Origin of the sequence: Leptotrichia hongkongensis (assembly GCF_007990635.1) — a bacterium.
Lineage (GTDB): Bacteria > Fusobacteriota > Fusobacteriia > Fusobacteriales > Leptotrichiaceae > Leptotrichia > Leptotrichia hongkongensis.
Genome location: NZ_AP019846.1, coordinates 1,114,420 through 1,133,237 on the forward strand (window position 1 = coordinate 1,114,420; position 18,818 = coordinate 1,133,237).

Annotated in this window: 24 protein-coding genes; 3 read left to right on the plus strand and 21 right to left on the minus strand. The window is 26.6% G+C overall.

Translation table 11 applies throughout. From position 1 onward, the window contains the following. Positions 1-40 precede the first annotated feature (40 nt). The 3 genes from FVE75_RS11370 (at position 41) to FVE75_RS11680 (ending at position 2,478) form a co-directional block, all read left to right on the plus strand. A complete protein-coding gene (locus FVE75_RS11370; protein ID WP_232052655.1) occupies positions 41-925 on the plus strand; it encodes a DUF3427 domain-containing protein in 885 nt (294 codons plus the stop codon). Positions 926-1,373: 448 nt separating this feature from the next. Beyond that, positions 1,374-2,198 (plus strand): tyrosine-type recombinase/integrase, encoded by an 825-nt coding sequence (locus FVE75_RS05355; RefSeq protein WP_269472166.1) that lies wholly within the window; start codon positions 1,374-1,376, stop codon positions 2,196-2,198. A 97-nt stretch (positions 2,199-2,295) separates the two neighbouring features. After that, the gene (locus tag FVE75_RS11680; RefSeq protein WP_269472167.1) at positions 2,296-2,478 is read left to right on the plus strand and encodes a tyrosine-type recombinase/integrase; all 183 of its coding nucleotides are present in this window, start codon (positions 2,296-2,298) and stop codon (positions 2,476-2,478) included. Positions 2,479-2,889: 411 nt separating this feature from the next. On the opposite strand, the gene FVE75_RS05360 is transcribed toward FVE75_RS11680, so the two are convergent. The 21 genes from FVE75_RS05360 to FVE75_RS05445 all read right to left on the minus strand — a co-directional run bounded on the left by FVE75_RS05360 (position 2,890) and on the right by FVE75_RS05445 (position 18,790). Continuing rightward, positions 2,890-3,219 (minus strand): PBECR3 domain-containing polyvalent protein, encoded by a 330-nt coding sequence (locus FVE75_RS05360; protein ID WP_232052656.1) that lies wholly within the window; start codon positions 3,217-3,219, stop codon positions 2,890-2,892. A 2-nt stretch (positions 3,220-3,221) separates the two neighbouring features. Further along, positions 3,222-4,736 (minus strand): murein biosynthesis integral membrane protein MurJ, encoded by a 1,515-nt coding sequence (gene murJ, locus FVE75_RS05365; protein WP_147005569.1) that lies wholly within the window; start codon positions 4,734-4,736, stop codon positions 3,222-3,224. Next, entirely contained in the window at positions 4,736-5,470 is a 735-nt protein-coding gene (locus FVE75_RS05370) for a segregation and condensation protein A (protein WP_147005570.1), read from the minus strand. Before FVE75_RS05370 ends, murJ begins: the two co-directional genes overlap by 1 nt. Positions 5,471-5,477: 7 nt before the next feature. Beyond that, a complete protein-coding gene (locus FVE75_RS05375; RefSeq protein ID WP_147005571.1) occupies positions 5,478-6,479 on the minus strand; it encodes a bifunctional riboflavin kinase/FAD synthetase in 1,002 nt (333 codons plus the stop codon). Positions 6,480-6,670: 191 nt separating this feature from the next. Then, on the minus strand, positions 6,671-7,189 hold the full coding sequence (locus tag FVE75_RS05380; protein WP_147005572.1) for a bactofilin family protein: 519 nt from the start codon (positions 7,187-7,189) through the stop codon (positions 6,671-6,673). A 170-nt stretch (positions 7,190-7,359) separates the two neighbouring features. Next, the gene (locus FVE75_RS05385; protein WP_269472168.1) at positions 7,360-8,616 is read right to left on the minus strand and encodes an NAD(P)H-hydrate dehydratase; all 1,257 of its coding nucleotides are present in this window, start codon (positions 8,614-8,616) and stop codon (positions 7,360-7,362) included. 25 nt (positions 8,617-8,641) lie between these two features. Further along, complete coding sequence (locus FVE75_RS11685; protein WP_269472169.1) at positions 8,642-8,875, minus strand: NAD(P)H-hydrate epimerase; 234 nt, start codon at positions 8,873-8,875, stop codon at positions 8,642-8,644. Between the two features lie 35 nt (positions 8,876-8,910). Further along, positions 8,911-9,543, minus strand: coding sequence for a M15 family metallopeptidase (locus FVE75_RS05390; RefSeq protein WP_147005573.1), 633 nt, complete (start codon positions 9,541-9,543; stop codon positions 8,911-8,913). Between the two features lie 104 nt (positions 9,544-9,647). After that, a complete protein-coding gene (locus tag FVE75_RS05395) occupies positions 9,648-10,838 on the minus strand; it encodes an OmpA family protein (RefSeq protein ID WP_147005574.1) in 1,191 nt (396 codons plus the stop codon). A gap of 307 nt (positions 10,839-11,145) precedes the next feature. Continuing rightward, positions 11,146-11,781, minus strand: a complete 636-nt coding sequence (locus FVE75_RS05400) for a methyltransferase domain-containing protein (RefSeq protein ID WP_147005575.1) — start codon at positions 11,779-11,781, stop codon at positions 11,146-11,148. An 83-nt stretch (positions 11,782-11,864) separates the two neighbouring features. Further along, positions 11,865-12,401 (minus strand): NUDIX domain-containing protein, encoded by a 537-nt coding sequence (locus FVE75_RS05405; protein ID WP_172618784.1) that lies wholly within the window; start codon positions 12,399-12,401, stop codon positions 11,865-11,867. A 140-nt stretch (positions 12,402-12,541) separates the two neighbouring features. Beyond that, positions 12,542-13,537: a dihydropteroate synthase gene (gene folP, locus FVE75_RS05410; protein ID WP_232052657.1), complete on the minus strand. Its 996-nt coding sequence runs from the start codon at positions 13,535-13,537 to the stop codon at positions 12,542-12,544. Then, positions 13,524-13,706: a hypothetical protein gene (locus FVE75_RS11380; RefSeq protein ID WP_232052684.1), complete on the minus strand. Its 183-nt coding sequence runs from the start codon at positions 13,704-13,706 to the stop codon at positions 13,524-13,526. Before FVE75_RS11380 ends, folP begins: the two co-directional genes overlap by 14 nt. Then, on the minus strand, positions 13,690-14,226 hold the full coding sequence (locus FVE75_RS11385; protein WP_232052658.1) for a glutamate ligase domain-containing protein: 537 nt from the start codon (positions 14,224-14,226) through the stop codon (positions 13,690-13,692). Before FVE75_RS11385 ends, FVE75_RS11380 begins: the two co-directional genes overlap by 17 nt. A 23-nt stretch (positions 14,227-14,249) precedes the next feature. Then, the gene (locus FVE75_RS11390) at positions 14,250-15,074 is read right to left on the minus strand and encodes a Mur ligase family protein (RefSeq protein ID WP_232052659.1); all 825 of its coding nucleotides are present in this window, start codon (positions 15,072-15,074) and stop codon (positions 14,250-14,252) included. A gap of 67 nt (positions 15,075-15,141) precedes the next feature. Continuing rightward, entirely contained in the window at positions 15,142-15,690 is a 549-nt protein-coding gene (locus tag FVE75_RS05420; RefSeq protein WP_147005577.1) for a T6SS immunity protein Tdi1 domain-containing protein, read from the minus strand. Between the two features lie 12 nt (positions 15,691-15,702). Further along, on the minus strand, positions 15,703-16,215 hold the full coding sequence (locus FVE75_RS05425) for an immunity protein YezG family protein (RefSeq protein WP_147005578.1): 513 nt from the start codon (positions 16,213-16,215) through the stop codon (positions 15,703-15,705). A 37-nt stretch (positions 16,216-16,252) separates the two neighbouring features. Further along, a complete protein-coding gene (locus FVE75_RS05430) occupies positions 16,253-16,801 on the minus strand; it encodes a T6SS immunity protein Tdi1 domain-containing protein (protein ID WP_147005579.1) in 549 nt (182 codons plus the stop codon). Positions 16,802-16,841: 40 nt separating this feature from the next. Next, positions 16,842-17,102 (minus strand): hypothetical protein, encoded by a 261-nt coding sequence (locus tag FVE75_RS05435; protein WP_147005580.1) that lies wholly within the window; start codon positions 17,100-17,102, stop codon positions 16,842-16,844. Positions 17,103-17,324: 222 nt separating this feature from the next. Further along, a complete protein-coding gene (locus tag FVE75_RS11395; protein ID WP_232052455.1) occupies positions 17,325-17,492 on the minus strand; it encodes a hypothetical protein in 168 nt (55 codons plus the stop codon). A gap of 110 nt (positions 17,493-17,602) precedes the next feature. After that, a complete protein-coding gene (locus FVE75_RS05445) occupies positions 17,603-18,790 on the minus strand; it encodes a hypothetical protein (protein ID WP_232052456.1) in 1,188 nt (395 codons plus the stop codon). Positions 18,791-18,818: the final 28 nt, after the last annotated feature.

An 18,818-nucleotide genomic window follows, 5' to 3' on the forward strand; every position in this document is an offset into this window, starting at 1 on the left:
ATTCTAAAAATGAATAAAATATCTTTAAATTCAGAAGAAATTGAATTTTGGCATATTTAGAAAAAAATTGACGCTTGTAGAGCCATTTACGTATTTAATTATAAATTATTTGATAAATAATGAGTTTATAACTTCAGAAATTACTATTAATGAATATAAAAATTATTTTAATATAAAAAATAATTTTGAAAAAGAATATGTTATAAACCGTATTTTTAGAGAATTAGTTGAAGATAAAATTTTAGAACAAAATTCAAAAAATAATAATTTATTTAACATCTCTGAAAATTACAGAAAAATATTTCAAAATATAGATAAAATTAATAATAACAATAAAATAAACCTAAAACTTATAAATTTAGATAATTCTCAAAATTCAAATTATAATTTCAAGATTTGTCTAAAAGAATTACTATATTTAGGATTGTCAGAATTTAAGAAAAGTAATAATTTATCGATATTTAATGAGAATATTCTGATTCCATACAAAAAATATAAAAGAATAGAACTCCAAATTTTGCTTGATTCCAAAGTGCCAAAAGGCAGCTGGAGAGCAGGTTATGCAAATACAGACAAGGATATTTGCCTTTTTGCAACAATTGACAAGACCCATATTTTACAAGAAAACTTAAAATACGATAATTCTTTATTTGCTGACAACATAATTCAATGGATAAGCCAACCTAAAACAGCCCATAACTCAAGTGTCGGGAAAATGTTTACAAACCATAGTGAATTAGGGTATAATGTCCACATATTTATAAGGAAATATGCATTCATGAATAATAATAAAACAAACCCATTTATTTATCTAGGAAAAGCCAATTATTATAAAAGCTATGGAGATAAACCAATGAGAATTTTATGGAAGTTAGATGAAAAAATACCACAAGAATTAATTTATGAATTGTATAATTTAAGTTAAAAAGAAGATACGTATGATATATATTATATAATATATATTATATAATATATAATATATAATATATAATATATATTATAATGAAATGATAATACTTGGAAAATAATATTAATACAATAATTAATATAAAGTATTTTATCGGACGTATTAATTAATTTAATTATTAAGAAATCATATTATATTTTGAAATAATTATTCTAGTCCGATAATGTATGTTATGTAATTTTAATGATAAATTACAAAGCCTTGTTATATTCATTAGATTATATTTTTGATTCTTCTAGTATTTTATACTCTTACTCTTGCTATATAAAATTTTCTTGTTTTATAGTTATACATATTACTATATCTAATATCCTAAAAATACTAATAAAAAAACTTTATTTATTATAAAAATGTGAAAATGTGATATAATTATATTGAAAATCATAAAAGTAAGGAGAACTTTGAAGTGCCAGTTTATTACAATGCGGATAGAAAGACTTGGTATGCGATGTTTTATGCTAAAGACTATAAAGGTGTAAATAAAAAGTATAAAAAGACTGGGTTTAAGAAGAAAAAAGAGGCTCAGGATTACGAATATGAATTTAAGAAAAAGATTGCCAAGTCTATGAATATGTCGTTTCAATCATTATATGAACTTTATTTTGAAGATTATAGTAAAAGACACAAGTCTACTGCAGTAAATACTATAGAAGCATATTTTCGTTTGCATATTTTACCATTTTTTGATAAAATTGAAATAAATAAGATTACTCCTTTTATGATTAGAGAATGGCAGAATGAGATGTTAGAAAAGAAATACAAAAACGGACAACTGTTTAGCGAAAATTCTAAATCTAATATTTATGCAGCATTGAAAAGCATGTTTAACTGGGCTAGGAAATATCAAGGACTAGATGAAAATCCTTGTAAAAATATGGGATCTTTTGGAAGCAAAAAAAATCGTTCGGAAATGAAAATTTGGTCTTTAAACGATTTTGAAAAGTTTGTCGAAGTTTTAGAGTTAAAAAATAAAGAGAAAAATGGAAAATATTCTGATTCTATTATTATGTTTAAAATTTTGTTTTGGACCGGACTTAGAATTGGTGAACTTTTGGCTCTTTCTAAAAATGATGTTAATTTGGAAGAAAAATTTATTGACGTGAATAAAACTTTTTCACGTATAAATAAAAAGGATTATATCACTACTCCAAAAACTCTAGGCTCTATAAGAAAAGTTTTGTTGCCAGAAACTCTTATTTCAGATTTACAATTATATTTTTCTGAAACTTGAAACTTATGTTTCGTAATGACGATAATATGCTAGAATTTTTAATTTAAAAAGTTCGCAACTTAGATACATTCTAGAGAAATACAGTTTACAAGCAAATTTGCCAAAAATACGCCTTCACGACTTTAGGCATTCTCACGCTTCGTATTTATTATTTATCCAAGCCGACATTACTGCTATCAGCAAACGACTAGGACACGATAATTTGCAAACTACTATAAATACATATTCTCATTTATATAAGGATGCGAACATTCAGTTAATGGAAAAATTGAACAAATAATTTCAAAAATTTATTTAAAAAATAGAACTTTTATAGAACTTTATAAATTTATAAAATATCATATGTTACATATTTTATAGTGTATTATAACAAAAATTCTATTTATGATTTACATAAATAGAAAATCTGAAAAAGCTAAATAAGCGATTTTAAGCAATAAAAAATCATCGACAATAAAAAGTATGGCTAACTTAATTTTAGGCTCTTATACGCTCTCTATTGCGATGATTTTTTCTTACATTGTATTCAATTTTCTGATTATACTAAATCCTGTTTAAATAACGAATTTATTATGAATTTTTTATTTGCAAGTAATTGCATAAATGCCTTTCATTTTAAAAACGGTTAAGCATAATAATTTTTCATAAGTTGATATTTTTATTTTTATATCTGTAATGTATATTTTTTCTTTCAAAAATTTATATCTTTTGCCATAAAGGCCGTTAATACAAACCTTAAATTTTTTACATTTTTATGTTGGGAAATTACTACAAAATAATTCAATTTTTCAATTTTTTTTTGATAAAAATGCTCTTTTCGAGATTTTGACTGTTTTGTTACAAAATCTGGATTTCCAAGTACTTCTTTTATTATTTCCAGTGAGATTTCAGGATGTTTTGGAAAAATATGTTCTTCAAACTGATTTTTGCTCATCACTACTTTTTGATGCAATTTAGCTTTAAATTCGTAAACTTCTATTCGTTTACCTGTCTTTGTATATCTAATTTTTTCCTGTATCATACTTATCCTCTATTTAAAACTCTTTTTAGCATTTTTTCGATTAAATCTTTTCTAAAAATTGAAATCAAGATAGACCATATTAGAAGATAAATTACAGCAAATGCTGTTAAATTAATTGCAATGCTAAATCTTCCTATTATGTTCAGTCTTATCATTTTAGAAACATAAAATGAAACGCCTGATGTAGCAAATGTAACTATAAGTATTACAAAATATTTAAATGTTCGTAACTTCACGTATCGTCTTGTTAATGATGTATATAGTATAAGGAAATTTACCATTGCTGCAAATGATGTTGCAAACGTAAGTCCAACATGTCGGTATTGTTTATATAGCAGCCAGTCTAAAAGAATATTAATTCCAATTCCTGTAAATGAAGAAATTACTGGCAAAGTTCTATCCTTGAACACATAATGGCTTCTTGTAAGAAGGTGTATTGTTGAGAAAAATAATAGCCCGATTGCATAAAATTGCAATGTTTCAGATGTTATTACTACACTTTTTTCACTAAAATGCCCTCTTTTGTAAATTAATGTCACAATTTCCTGTGCATAACCAAATAGTACAACTGAAGAAGGAACAATTAAGAATGCTAACATATATAATCCCTGATGAACTACTCTTCTTACTGTTTTTATATTATTTTTTACTACAGCCTTTGATAATGTAGGAAATATCACTACTGCCAACGAAATAGCAAAAACTCCTATTGGCAATAAATATAGCCGGCTTGCATAATTTAAGGCACTGGCTGTTCCTGCAGGCAACATTGTGGCAAAACGGTTGTCTATAATTTCGTTTATTTGATATCCAAAAATACCTATTAATGTTGGAATCATTAATTTAAACATTTCTATAACATATTCATCTTTTAAGTTAAATGTAAATTTATACGTTTTCATTATTTGAAAAAATTGCGGAAGCATCATAGCAAGCTGAAAAACTCCTGACAGTAAATAAGCTATCCCTAATCCATAAATTCCCATCTTATTTTTTAAAAGAAGTGTTCCAATTATAATTGTTAGATTAAAAACAATTCCCATTGATGCTGCTACTGCAAACTTTTTATAATTATTTAATAACGATGATACTACTCCAGAAAGTGCAATAAATAAAAAATAAAAAGCAACTATTTTTAAAAGCATATTAGCTGTTTCAAATCGTTCAGGATCTGCAAATCCTGTTGTTATTTTTAAAATTTGTCTTGAAAACAAAATCATTAATATTGACATTGTTGATGTAAATGCAACTATTAAATTTAATACTGAAAAGACAAATTCATCCGTCCTCTCTTTTCCTTGTTCTTCAATCCCACGATTATAAATTGGGATAAAAACTGTACCAAGAGATCCTTCACCAAATAATGTTGTAAAGAAATTTGGGATCTTTGTGGCACTAAAATATGCATCTGTCATTCCTGTTGCACCAAACACGCTTCCGATAATCATTTCACGAACAAGTCCTAAAATACGGCTTAGCATATTTATAATCATTACTATAAAACTAGATTTAAACATTAATTAATTTCCTTTCTTGAATTTTGCATTGACTTAATAAAAAAGTTTTTTTCTTCGACAATTATGTCAATTTCTCCATTTTTAAACATATCTAGAATACAAAGAAATAAGGTTACTATTCTAGATTTTGAAAATTTATTCCTTAACAGTTGATTAAACTGCACTTTTTTATCATTTTTTATAATATCAGAAACTTCATTATAAGCATCTTCTGCTGAATAACTGTCTTCTTCCAAATTTAAAATCATTCTATTTTGAGAATCATTTTTTTCTCTTAGCCTTGTATTGACCAAGTTTTTTAAACTTTTAAATAAATTATCTAAATTTAGGCTTGAGATATCATATTCTATTATTTCATTTCCCATACTTTCAGTACCTGTTCTTGTATATGGAATATTGTATTCATTTTCATGTTTTGAAAATAATTCTGAAATCTCTTTGAATAATTGATATTCTATTATTTTTTTCTCTAAATTTTCAATTTTTTCTAATTTTTTGTCCCTATTTAATACTGAATAAGCCTTAATTTCGATTAAATCAGTCGCCATTATCAAAAATTCAACTTTTATTTTTAGATTTAACTCTTTTTGAGCATGAATATATCCTAAATAATCATCTATTATTTGTGAAATATTTATTTCATTAATGTCCATTTTCTTTTTTTCAATTAAATGAATAAGTAAATCTAAAGGACCTTCAAAATTATCAATCTTAATTTGTATTATATTTTCCATATTTTACCTATTTTTCTTTTTGATATTTTTTACGCCAATACGAGATTTTATTTTTCCAGTAATCTACATCATTTCCAATCTGTTCTTTTAATTCATCTACAGAATTAAACTTTTTCTCACTTCTAATATTTTCCAAAACTTCAATGAGAATTATTTTCCCATATATGTCCTTTGAAAAATCAAAAATATTTGTTTCAACGCTTAATATACCAATATCTACCGTTGGGTTTCTACCAATATTCATTACCCCATTATAAATTTTCTCATCGTCTTCAATATGAACTTTTACTCCATAGACTCCAAATTCTGGATAAATTTTGTTCTCAAATCGTAAATTTGCTGTAGGAAAGCCCAGCACACGTCCCAGCTGTTTACCATAAACAACTTCTCCAAGAATAATAAAATTATGTCCAAGAAGTTCTCTAACTTTTTCAAAATTTCCTTCTTTAATATAATTCCTAACTCTTGTACTGCTTATTATTTCTTTATTCTCATCTCGCACAGGTTCCTGAACATTAAGCTTTATATTTTTTTCTTTTAGAAGTTTTTCAAGTGTACTTACATCTCCAGATTTTTCTTTTCCGAAAGTAAAGTTAAACCCACAATAAACTTCTTTAGCATTTAAAGTATCCACAAGTACTTTTTCTACAAACTCTTTCGGTGTATAATTCCTAACTTTTTCAAATTGCTCCAGATAAAGATAATCAATTCCATTTTCATTCAATAAATATGCTTTTTCAGAACAAGTTGTTATTTTAGTCTGTTTATTTTTCGGATATTCATTAAATGTATAGACAATTGATTTTAAATTCTCTTCTTTAGCTTTATTTACAGATTTTTTTAAAATTATCTGATGCCCCTTGTGAACACCGTCAAAATTTCCCAAAATTACAATATTTTTATTTTGTTTTATTTCTTTAAGATTTTTACTATAATCAGGAATCTCTATATCATTATGATATTCGATAATATCCTTTATTTCCGCTGAATTCTCTACAATGAATTTCATCAAACTTCATTCCTTTTTTATTTAATTTATCTCTGCTTATTAGATTTTATCACAATTTTATTTTAATGTATAGTATAAATGGAAAAATTGTTTAACTTGAAAATTATATAACAGAAAAAACACATAAAAATAGCCATAAACTCATATGTTAAACGAATTTATGACTAAACTTGTATTTAAATTACAAATCTTTATAATTGAATATTTTCTTTATTTTCATTTGCTTTTATTTCTGGCTCTTTAGGCTTCTTTTCTTCTTTTTCTTTTTTTGCTTTAGCATCTTCTTCTTTTATAAGAGCTATTTTAATTTTTTTTCTTCCTTCGAATATTCCACCTTCTTGTATTACAAATACAGCTGAAGTTATTGTAGCATAAACCTTACCTGTACCTCCTATTTCAACTTTATCTGCTATAATTTCTCCAGAAACTTCTCCATCTACAACTACTGTTTCGGCAGTAATGTTTCCTTTTACCTGCCCTGTCTTTCCAACGTGAACAAGTTTATTTCCTTTAATATCTCCATTTAAAACTCCTTCCATTTTAAATACAGAATTTGATTCGATAGTACCTGTTATAGTTGTCTCCATTGAAATTGTGCTGATACCATTTACGTTTTCGTCATTGTTTGCAGAAAATTGTCTGCTAAGTCTGTCTTCGCTTTCTCTTCTTTCTCTCGACTTTTTATCATTGTTGCTAGAAAATAGTGCCATTTTTGATTCCTTTCTTAAAAAAATATTAAATTTTTGTATTATAAAATTATAAATAGATTCTTTATAATGTTATTGTACTACATTTTATCTAATTTTTCAAATATTTTTTTAATATTATTTTTCAAAACTTAAAATATAATAATCGTTCTATAGCTAGATTTTCTATTTAATTAATTTTGAAAAATATTTAAAATACATTTTGAAATATTTTCAATAATATGTGAAGCATTAACAATATACTGATTTTTCACCAATTCATCTGCAATTTTACCATGTAAATATGCTCCAATTCCAGCAGACTTTATTAAATCGTATTTTTGTCCCGCAAGCGAACAGATAATTCCTGTTAAGCAATCTCCCATTCCACCATTTGCCATATGTGAATTTCCTGTACTATTTGCAAAAAGCTCTTCTCCATTTGTAATAATGGTATTTTTACCTTTTAATAGCAAAATTATCTCGTATTTTTTTGCAAAATTTTTTGTTATTTCAAATCGATTTTTATTAATTTCATCTGTCGAAAATCCTGTCAGTCGTGAAAATTCAACCAAATGTGGTGTCAAAATGCTTCTATTTCTTATTTTTTCAAAAAGTTCCCTGTTTTCTGACAGCAAATTTAAAGCGTCTGCATCTAATATCAGTTTTATTGTATTCCCTTTATTGTTTTTCTTAATACTGATCAATTTTTCAAAAATTAAAAATGCTTGCTCACTTTTTCCAATTCCTGGCCCAATTGCAATTACATCGCTGTTTAAGATTTCATTTTCTAATTTTTCGAGATTTTCATTTATATTATCAAAATTAATTGGAAAACTCATAGCTTCTGGCACAAATACATTTAATGAAAAGTTATTTTTATCAGTAATTACAGTAGTTAGTCCTGCTCCTGTTCTCACACACGATTTTGCAACTATATTTCCTGCACCATAAAATCCACTGCTTCCAGCAAAAATCAATACTTTTCCAAAATCTCCCTTATGGGAATCTTCATTTCTTTTTATACGAAAACTCTTTATTATGTCAGGTGTTAAATAATACTCTTTGACTAAATGATTAATACTAGTTTCGTTCAATCCAATATTTTCAATAATGATTTTTCCTAAAAAATCTTTTATTTTTGAATTTAAAAATCCTTTTTTGTAAGTGACAAATGAAATTGTAATATCTGCTTTGACTGAAATTCCCATAATTTCACCAGTATCGCCATTAATTCCAGAGGGAATATCAATTGAATAAACTTTTTTATTATTGCTTGCTGTATTGATTTTTTGAATGATTTCCTGATAAATTCCTTTTATTTCTGAATTTAATCCTGTTCCAAAAATTCCTTCAATAACAACATTACATTCAAAAAACAATTTATCCAATTCTTCTATTTTATAAAATATCTTAATTCCCATATTCTTACAAATTTCATAATTTATCATACAATCATTACTCATATTTTCATTGCTAATACAAAAATTTTAACATTTTTCCCTTTGAAAATAACTGGCGTGCAATTGCATAACCATCTCCGCCATTATTGCCTTTACCACAAATAATAAGAAAATTATCTTCATTTTCATCAATATGTTTTACAAATGAAATTGCAGCATTTTCCATAAGCACGATACTTGGAATTTTCAAATTATTTATAGCAAAATTATCAATCTTTCTCGTAGTTTCATTTCCACCAAGCAACATTTTTCTCGCCTCTTTTTATTCTGTATTTATTTAAATTACATTTCTGCAAAGCCAAAATGCATATAATCTCGTGTTCTAAAGTTCGCTCCCCATATCCAGCCTCTTTTTGTAAATGCTCTCACTACATCGCCATCAGGTTTTATAGAATATGGGTTACTTCCTGGTTGCCAGCTTTTTCCGACAATAGCCTTTCCGTTGCTGTTTACCTGTGGATTTTCTTCAGGATTTAAGTCTATCGCCCGCCCTGTGCTGTGCAAACTTTTAAAACTTCCTCTCCATGAATAGCCAATTAAGTTTTTTATTGGAAATTTCTCTTTTCCTTTATGTATTTCATGAAAAATTTCCTTTACATCATTAGCAAGTACGTCCAAAATCTGAAATCTTTCTGTATCAGACACCTTTTTCCCGTCTTTTAATCTCCAGACAGGAACTTCCACCCAAACTAGTCTTGACTCAGCTTCTGCTCTTGTAGAAACATCTTTTATCCTATCTTTGACTTTTTGCTTTAATTCAAAATCTGGATCAGGATTTTCAATTTTCTGCTTTGGCTTGAAAGAATATAAGTTTTCGTAAATGCTGCTTGCTGTACTTAAAGTTGCTGTAGAAAGAATTAGTGCAATTACGGTTACAAGGCCTCTTCCATTTTTTTTTAAATTTATTTTATTCATTAATTCAACTCCTTGATCTTTATTTATACTAGATTTATTTAAACAACTAATTTATATATTTTTTAATTTATTAAATTAATAGTGTTGGATTAATTTCAACTAGACTATATTGTAGGAATTATAATTTCAACACGACGATTTTTTTGTTTGCCCTCTGGCGTATTATTTGAAGCTATCGGCTTACTTTCACCGTATCCATGCGTTGTAATATTTGCGTTTACCCCTTGAGAAGCTAAAAAGGCTTTAACAGAGTTAGCACGATTTTCTGAAAGTACTTTATTATGTTCGTCACTTGCATCAGAGTCTGTATGCCCATCTACTTCAAAAGATTTTATATTTGCTTCCTTTAATATAACTGCAAGGTTTTTAAGAATTTCTTCTGCTTTAGGACGAAGATTGTATTTGTCTACATCAAAAAAGACTCCAGAATCTAAAGTTATTAAAAGGCTATTAGCTTCTATGCTAGGAACAGCTGGAACCATTTTTAATTTTTGAAATCTTGCTGGTTTTCCAACAGGTTTTGCTGCCACTTCAGTCGTTTTTCCATTATATGTTATTGTTGCTTTTCCTTTTCCATCATTTTCAATTAAAAGGTTTTTAGATTTGTCATGATATTTTCCGCTACCATCATTATTATTTTCTATTATTAAATTTGGACTATTATAAATAGTATCTTCATCACTTACAACTATACTTATTTCATTATTTTCATCTTTATACATTCCCAAACCATTAGCATCAACTTGTAAAGAAATTTTATTTTTATTGTCAACGTATTGTCCTGCTCCATTATTGTCTACTTGAAGATTAACTTCTGTAACATTATTTGTATATTGTCCTGCTCCTGTTTCATCTCTTTGAATGGTTACTTTTTCATCAGTATATTGTCCTGCTCCATTTCCATCAGTTTGAACAACTTTATTCTCATCGCTAAATTGCCCAGCTCCATTTTGACCAATCTGCATTGAATAATTCCCACCAATTATATTACTATTTTCGACCTTGACAGGTGTAATTGTAATTCCTGGAACTGAAGAAATCTTTTTCGTCATATTCAAAGTAATTTTTGCTCCTGGATTTTCTGTTACAGAAAGATTAGGCATTTCGGGTAGCGAAATAACTGGAATTTCTCCTAAAGCATACCCTGGTACTAATATTTCATCATTACCAGCTTTTAAATTTTGATTTATTTGAGTATTATTATTCTTGTTGTCAGATTTTTTTGAACAGGCATTTATACAAAAAACTAACCCTAAAATTCCCATTCCAATAATTATATCTCTTCTTTTTTTCATAAAAACCTCCACATTTAATAAATACTTACTTTATTAAAACACATGGAAGTTTATTTGCTATTTATTTAATCTTTGAAATATATAAAAGTTTATATTGAAATATGCGTAATATCTAAAATTATTTTATGATATTTTATTATTTCGAGAAATAAATTTATTTTATATTCCTTTTTAAGAACTCACTTCTTTTAACTATCATAAAGTATATCAAAAAAGAAAAATAGTCAATTTTTTGTTTTCTATTCAAAAACTTTTTATATTTTATAATTTTTATTCTTGAATAGAAAAATTTTTAAATTTAAAAATGTCATTTCTTTAAAACCCACATACTCACAGAAAGCACTTCACAAACCTTCTCAATTTTAGAAAATCCAGTCTCTTTTAATAATTTTTCAACATAATCAGCAGATAAAACATTCATTACTTCAGATTGACAACCAAATATTTTCTCAACTTGCTCCTTCCTTGCTCCTCTTGCCAATGCAAATTCTTTCCAATAATTCAGTTGTCTATTTGAAAAAATACTTATTATGAATATTCCATCTTTATCAAGACTCTTATAAATTTTTTCCAAAAATTTTTTTGGATTATCAACAAATTGCAAAACCAAAAGACACAAACATAACTGAAAATTTTTATTATTTGTATAATTTTCAAATTTATCACAAATATACTCTAAATTTTTCAAATTATTACATTCATTTTTTACAATATTTATCATAGTCTCGCTAGGTTCTACTACTGTTATTTTTGAATCTTTGTAAATATCTGATAAATTTTTGATTTCTAAACTTTGTCCACCTATTGATAAAATATCCTTTATTTCCAAAATTTTATCTTTAACTTTTAAAACAGAATTAAATAATATTTCAATCATTAAGTCATACGCAGGTATTTTCTTTCTTATATCTTCTAAATAATTATCAATTATAAATTCTTTCATAATCTTTCTCCTAATTTAACATTTCAAAATATTCGTACTTTTATTTCAACTTTGAAATTATATGCCTAAATTTTCTAAAAATTTTAACACTCTAAATACTTATAATATCCCTTAAATTCATCATCAGCTTCATTTTCTCCTAGCAAAAACCACTCCAACTCAGCCTTTTGCCCTTCTCTCTCTTCATCCAAAACAAGTTTATACCGAAAATCAATATGAATATGCTTCCCTTCACTTTTTAAAGGATTTTCAGGAATATCAATCACATTAACATCTATTAATCCCATATTTTGCATATTTTTATCAATTTTTGCAAAAAAACCAGTTTCTTCTACAAATTCACGAATAGCAGTATCTATAGGCATTTCACCATTTTCTACATGTCCTGCTGGCAGTAAAATAGTTTTTAAATACGGATGTTTTATAAAATAGCATTTATTTTTATTAAAAATAACTGCACTTGCTGATAAATGAACTTTTGATTTTCTGTTTGTCAAATCCTCTATTTTCGTTTGTGATAATATTTCCGAAATTTTTCCTATTTTTGTTTTCAATTCAGGCTCGTATTCTGCTAAATTTTGTAAATGTTTTTTCAAAAAATTTATATTTTCTATTTTCAAAATTTTCTCCTTTTGGATATTTTCTTTAATTTTATAGTAAAACCACTTTAAAACAAAACTCAAAGGCTATGACTATTTACTCAAACCCTAAGTTTGTATAATTTTTAATAGTTTAATTTTAAACGGGTTCGAGTATAAAATTAAATTTTATTATAAACTTCCAGCATATTCAAAATATCCCTAGTTTCCTTTACATCATGAACTCTCAAAATCCTTCCGCCATCTTGCACCATTAGACTCTCAAACATCAATGTTCCCATAAGTCTTTCTTCTAACGACAGTCCAAATATTTTTTCATTAAAACTTTTTCTTGAAATTGCAATCATTATTGGTAATCTCATATTACGTAAATATTTTATCGACTTAATTCTTTCTATATCTTCAGGCGTATTCATGCTGTTATTTGAAGAATACCCAACTCCCGGATCTATCGAAATTTTTTCTTTCTCAATTCCAGTTTCTAAAATTTCTTTTATCCGCTCATCAAAATAATTTTCCAAATAATTTTTCAAGTTTGGAATTTCATCAAATCGACCATTATTCATAACAACCAACGCAGGTTTATATTTTTCAACTAATTTCAATTTTCCTTCCGAAGTGAATCCATTGAAATCATTAATAATATCAATACCCGAATCCAGTCCTTTTTCAATAACTTCCTCAGTATCACTATCTAAAGCCAGCACAATATCTGGAAACTCCTTTTTCACAGCCTTAATATATTTTTCAATCCGATTCCATTCTTCTTCTGCCGAAATATCATCAAAATTAGGCTTCGATGATTTCCCCCCAAATTCAAATATTTTAGCCCCATTCCTAATATCTTCCTCAATCCGCTTCAAAACCTTATCTAGACTCGAATTTATCCCACCATCATAAAATGAATCTGGCGTAATATTCAAAATTGAATAAATAACTGATTCAGTTGTCAAATCAAACTCAAACCTATTCCCGTTCCAAATCAGTCTATTTTCTTGTAAAATCTCTTCCAATTTTTCAATTCCATTTTCAAATTCAAAACTATTTTCCATTTTCAAAATCTCAATCAGTTGTTTTAATTCTGAATATTTAAAAATAGCTGTAATCCCTTCATTTTTATTAAATGAAAAAATATTCTTTTCTTCAAAAATTCTCAAATTTACGTAATTCTTCTTTATTTCCATTAAATTCAATAACAATATTTTTTGAATCCTTATTCTTAATTTCATTAATTTTAATCATTTTTTTATTTCTTTCCCTTCTTGAATGGTATGCCTGTTTTTTTGTTTTAATATTTATTCTGATTAAATTAAAAACATTTTTCAATAACTTTTTTTACTTCTCCTAACAAGTAAAATGATCCCACTACAAAAATACACTCATCTTCATTCTCCCTCAATTCCAATGCTTTCAAAAAAGCCTTCTCAATATTCTTTTCAGAAATTATAATATTTTTAGGATTTTCAATTTTTTTATCTTCAAAATATTTTTTCAAAATCTCTGAATCCAATTTTCTTTCTTCATTATTCGGCTCTGTAAGTATAAAATTATCTCCAGCTATTTTTAAAAGATTCACACATTTCTCAACTTCCTTATCCTTCAAAAATCCAACTACAAAAATCTTTTTCTTATTATCAAAATTCTTTTTAACATAATCTACAAATGCCTCGACACTATCCTCATTATGTGCCACATCCAAATACACATTTTTAATTTTCTCAACTTTTTCCATTCTTCCTTCAATTTGCAATGTTCCCAAAGTTCTGTCCAAGATTTCCTCTGTATTTTCTACACTATTTTTAGAATCATCACAAAATCTAAAATACCACATCAAAACTGTTGCCAAATTCTCTAGTTGTTGCTCTCCTTTTAGTCCAAATTTAAAAAATACTCATTATTTTTAAAATTTTTCCCAAAATCATAATTTCCAATCATTTCAGCTTTAATTTTATTTTGAAATTCTAAATCGTTTGCAGATTTTAAATCTTCTTTTTCGTAAATATTTTGGCTATTCTCTTCTATATTTTCCATTTTTTCAATTTTTATATTTTTTTCAGCTAAAAAAATATCACAATTTTTATATTTTGCTTCTTTTTCCAAAATTTCATAAACTACATCTATCTGATTTGGAGCAATTATAACATTGCTCTGTTTTCTTATAATTTTTGATTTTGTTTGACAAATTTCCTCAATCGTATTTCCCAAAATATTTTTATGATCAATCCCAATCTTTGTAAAAATAGTATAATCAATTTTTGAAACTGCGTTCGTTGCATCCAGTTCCCCTCCAAGCCCACATTCCAAAATCAGAACATTCACATCCTTATTTTTAAAATGTATCATCGCAATCAAAAACACCATTTCAAAATACGATAAATCATTTTCCAAATCCAAATCTAGTTCATTCAAAACCTGTCTTAACTTATTTTTACACTCTTTAAATTCCAATTCTATAATTTCAATCCCATTAACCTTAATCAATTCATAAATTGTCCTTATTTGAGGACTCGTAAATAATCCAACTTTATATCCCATTTCACACAAAATGCTATTAATCATATAACAAGTCGAACCTTTCCCATTCGTCCCGCTAACATGAATGACCTGAACATCGCTCGCTGGATTATTCATTTTGTCCAAAATTTCTGCAAGCAATTTTACTCTTTTCTTTTCCCCATATAATGATTCTTTCATCACTTTTTTCTCCTATTTTTGTAAAAATTATCATTTGTTAAGTTTATTTTGATATTCCAACTTAATTCTAATCATCTATTCCTACTTTCCCCACAAGCTCCGTAATCAAGTAAATATGTGTCAAAGTATCTCCTTTATCTAAATTATCAACACTTTTCTTCCCACCTAACCCTAACAATGGAACAAAACAAAAACTTTGATTATATTCTAATTCTCCATATCTTTTTACAGCCTTTTCATATAATTTTAAATCAAAATAATCATCAGTAAATGTTTTTTCAGTATATATAAATTTTAAAAAATATCCCATATTTTTTAACATTATCTCAAAATCCTCATATCTATACTGAACTATATCTATAAATCCATTTTCTTGCCATGTTATTACATCTGCAAAAGCTGTTGTAAACAAAGGTATTGACTCTTTTCCTCTAAAGTAAGTTTCTTCTACTAATTCTTTATAATCATCTGGATTTATTACTCTTAGATACCCATTCAAAAAACTTCCTAAGCCATACTTTTTCCATATTTCTATCATTTCTTTAGGGACTAAGTCTCTGTATCTTTCTATAACTTCTTCTGGCATATCTTTCTCTTTTTTAAAATCTCTTAACATTTCGCTTCCTCACTATTTATTAAATTTACTCTGATATTCCTCCATTTTCTTAAACAATTCTTCTTCTTCTTTATCTCCAGGAACTTTACCTAAATATTTATATTCAAAATAGTCTATCATTTCATTATGACCAGATGAACTGCCTAAGCATTCTGTATAATCATAATCCATTTTTAAAGTCCTTTTTTCATCCACTATTATTGTTATTGCTTGCCAAAGTACTTGTTCATATTCTATAAATAACTGTTTTAAAGATTTTGATAATTTATATAATTTGTCCCATCTTTCATAATATTCATCTTCATTCACATTATATATTTCAGGTATATCCTCAGAATAAATATAATCTGTACTTTCTTTTGTGTTAAAGAAAAAATATACTCCTCCACTAAAATCATCATTTATATCTGCATGAAAATAAAATTCCTTCCATTCATCTGGTATTGTATCATTTATTTGCTGTGTTAGTGCACTTATTAACTCATTTTGTCTTTCAAAAAATTCTTCTTGCCATTCTTTTTTCATAATTTATCTCCTTTCTCTCCAACTAAATTGTGATATTTTAATCATCTATTCCCACTTTCCCCACAAGCTCCGTAATCAAGTAAATATGTGTCAAAGTATCCCCTTTATCTAAATTATCAATGCTTTTCTTCCCACCTAATCCTAACAACGGAACAAAACAAAAACTTTGATTATATTCTAATTCTCCATATCTTTTTACAGCTTTTTCATACAACTTTAAATCAAAATAATCATCAGTAAATTCTCTCTCATTATATATATCACAAAAAAAATATTTTATCCCTGATGCCATTATATCAAAATCTTCTTCCCTGTAAAAAATTATTCCTATATATTTATTATTTTCCCAAGTTATCACATCAGCAAAAGCTGTTGTAAACAAAGGTATTGATTCTTTCCCACTAAAATAAGTCTCTTCTACCAATTCCTTGTAGTCATCTGGATTTATCACTCTTAAATACCCATTCAAAAAACTTCCCAATCCATAATTTTTACAAATTTCTATAATCTCATCTGGCACTTGCCCTTTATATTTTTCAATAATTTCTTTTGGCATTTCTTTTTCTTTTTTAAAATCTCTTAACATTTGTTCATCCTCTCATAAATACTCTAAAAAATTAATTTTATTATTTGTATTTATCCATTATCCACTTATTCTTAATATAATTTTCTTTTATTTTTTCAGTATTTCCTTTATCAAAAAAATCTTTTATAGCTTCACAAACAAATTCTTTATCTTCTATGAACATATTTAAAGGAACTTTATGCAGATTATTATCTATTAAATCTGGATAATTTGGATAATATGTCAATGCTATCGGTGCATTTGGATTTATATAATAATAATATTCATAATCTTCTTCCTCATCTTCATCAAATACTTCCAAAAAATTTTTCCATTTAGTATTTTTATGCTTAAACTTTTAGATATATAATGATTATTTTCTACTACATCAATCAAATCTAACCCTGCTACTTGTGAAACATATTTAAATTTTAGTAACTTTTTATATTTTATTTCAAACATTTCTAATGCTTCTTCTAAATCTACTTTATTGCCATTTATTTGTCTTATATAATAATTAGTTCTTTTACACATTTTTTATTGCTCACTTCGTTGTTTTCTTATAAATTCTATCTATTTTCGCTTCAGAGATTAATCCTTTTTTTCCAAATTTTACATAATCATAAGGAAATTTATTTTTGCATTTCCAGTCGAATATTTCCTCTATTTCTGGTTCTATTAACAATTTCATTTCATTTATTTTTTCATTCATATCCGTTTCTTCCGTATAATCATCCCATACGTGAAAAGTAGTTAATCCTTCTTTTTTATTAAATGTTATAAAAACAACAGCATCACTTTCACCAGTTGGTTTTCCTCTATCTAAAATCGAAAAATTTGTATTTCTTCAACTTCATTTTTTTCTATCATTTCTTTTATTCTTTTATCTGTTGATGTATCTAAATATTTTAATGAATTATTTTGATTTAGCCAACCATCATCTGTTCTTAATTTTACATAATTATTTTCAAATGAATGAAAATCTAAATACCATTTCATCTGTTCATACCATTTTAACTCCTTTTCTTTGTTACCTATATATTTACCTTTTATATATGCCACCCTTATTTCCACCATATACAAATCTTCCTCTTCCATAGAAATATTAGTTGCTCCTTTTACATCCAGTTTTTCTAGTGCTTCAAAATATGGAGTAAAATCAAAATCCGTCTTATGCATTGTCAAAACATATTCACAATATCTATCTATCGCTTCAACCGGGTTGCTAAGTATCTTTATATTTTCTATATCGCCATTTTGTATTGCATATACAATTCCATCTTTTAAATGTGTCTTCACAAATAGCGTTGTTTCAATTTCATTTTCATTTCCTTCATATCTTGTATCCAAAAAACTCATAAAATCCGTACATGTTCCGCCCAATGATTTCAAATCAAATTTCGGCATAAATTGTTCCATCCATTTATACCATTTCTTTTGTTTCCCTTTAGGAATTTTATACGAGTCCATATATCCATCAAAACTATCCCAGCTGTTACAAGGTAATACAGATCCGATTCCACTAGTTCCAAATCCACTAAACTTATAAAAATAAGCCATCTTTATTTTTTCTGGAAGAGAATAATACCTGTTTATTTCTTTAGATATAGTTTTATTTTCCTCTTTATCACATAAGTTATTTCCATAAAAATCTCTTTCAATCTCAATTATTGTATTACTACATTCTAATCCTAAAAACGTATTACCAAGTTCTCCTTCTTTTGTATATTCTAATTTTGTATCTAAATCTACTCCACCAAAAAGTTTAGAGTTTTCCTTTAAAATTTTTCCAGTTCTAGGCTGATATTTGTATACATATTTCAATAACCAATCTTTTCCCCCTTCTTTAAAAGGTGTCAATATGTCGTATGAATTTTCATTCTTGTAAATATCTTCTTTCAATATTTGTAATAAGTTTTCAGATATATCCTCGTATTTTCGCCAAAAGATATATTCAGAATATTCTTTCATTAATTTATAAAATTTTTCCTTAGTTATTAACTCTATCATATTTTTTCTCCAAACTAAAAAAATATCC

What these genes read in the sequence shown, in the direction of transcription:
- FVE75_RS05360 (WP_232052656.1), bottom strand. Translation starts at nt 3,219, where the DNA reads ATGATACAGGAAAAAATTAGATATACAAAGACAGGTAAACGAATAGAA.
- murJ (WP_147005569.1), bottom strand. Translation starts at nt 4,736, where the DNA reads ATGTTTAAATCTAGTTTTATAGTAATGATTATAAATATGCTAAGCCGT.
- FVE75_RS05370 (WP_147005570.1), bottom strand. Translation starts at nt 5,470, where the DNA reads ATGGAAAATATAATACAAATTAAGATTGATAATTTTGAAGGTCCTTTA.
- FVE75_RS05375 (WP_147005571.1), bottom strand. Translation starts at nt 6,479, where the DNA reads ATGAAATTCATTGTAGAGAATTCAGCGGAAATAAAGGATATTATCGAA.
- FVE75_RS05380 (WP_147005572.1), bottom strand. Translation starts at nt 7,189, where the DNA reads ATGGCACTATTTTCTAGCAACAATGATAAAAAGTCGAGAGAAAGAAGA.
- FVE75_RS05385 (WP_269472168.1), bottom strand. Translation starts at nt 8,616, where the DNA reads ATGATAAATTATGAAATTTGTAAGAATATGGGAATTAAGATATTTTAT.
- FVE75_RS11685 (WP_269472169.1), bottom strand. Translation starts at nt 8,875, where the DNA reads ATGTTGCTTGGTGGAAATGAAACTACGAGAAAGATTGATAATTTTGCT.
- FVE75_RS05390 (WP_147005573.1), bottom strand. Translation starts at nt 9,543, where the DNA reads ATGAATAAAATAAATTTAAAAAAAAATGGAAGAGGCCTTGTAACCGTA.
- FVE75_RS05395 (WP_147005574.1), bottom strand. Translation starts at nt 10,838, where the DNA reads ATGAAAAAAAGAAGAGATATAATTATTGGAATGGGAATTTTAGGGTTA.
- FVE75_RS05400 (WP_147005575.1), bottom strand. Translation starts at nt 11,781, where the DNA reads ATGAAAGAATTTATAATTGATAATTATTTAGAAGATATAAGAAAGAAA.
- FVE75_RS11390 (WP_232052659.1), bottom strand. Translation starts at nt 15,074, where the DNA reads ATGAAAGAATCATTATATGGGGAAAAGAAAAGAGTAAAATTGCTTGCA.
- FVE75_RS05420 (WP_147005577.1), bottom strand. Translation starts at nt 15,690, where the DNA reads ATGTTAAGAGATTTTAAAAAAGAGAAAGATATGCCAGAAGAAGTTATA.
- FVE75_RS05425 (WP_147005578.1), bottom strand. Translation starts at nt 16,215, where the DNA reads ATGAAAAAAGAATGGCAAGAAGAATTTTTTGAAAGACAAAATGAGTTA.
- FVE75_RS05430 (WP_147005579.1), bottom strand. Translation starts at nt 16,801, where the DNA reads ATGTTAAGAGATTTTAAAAAAGAAAAAGAAATGCCAAAAGAAATTATT.
- FVE75_RS11395 (WP_232052455.1), bottom strand. Translation starts at nt 17,492, where the DNA reads ATGAATGAAAAAATAAATGAAATGAAATTGTTAATAGAACCAGAAATA.
- FVE75_RS05445 (WP_232052456.1), bottom strand. Translation starts at nt 18,790, where the DNA reads ATGATAGAGTTAATAACTAAGGAAAAATTTTATAAATTAATGAAAGAA.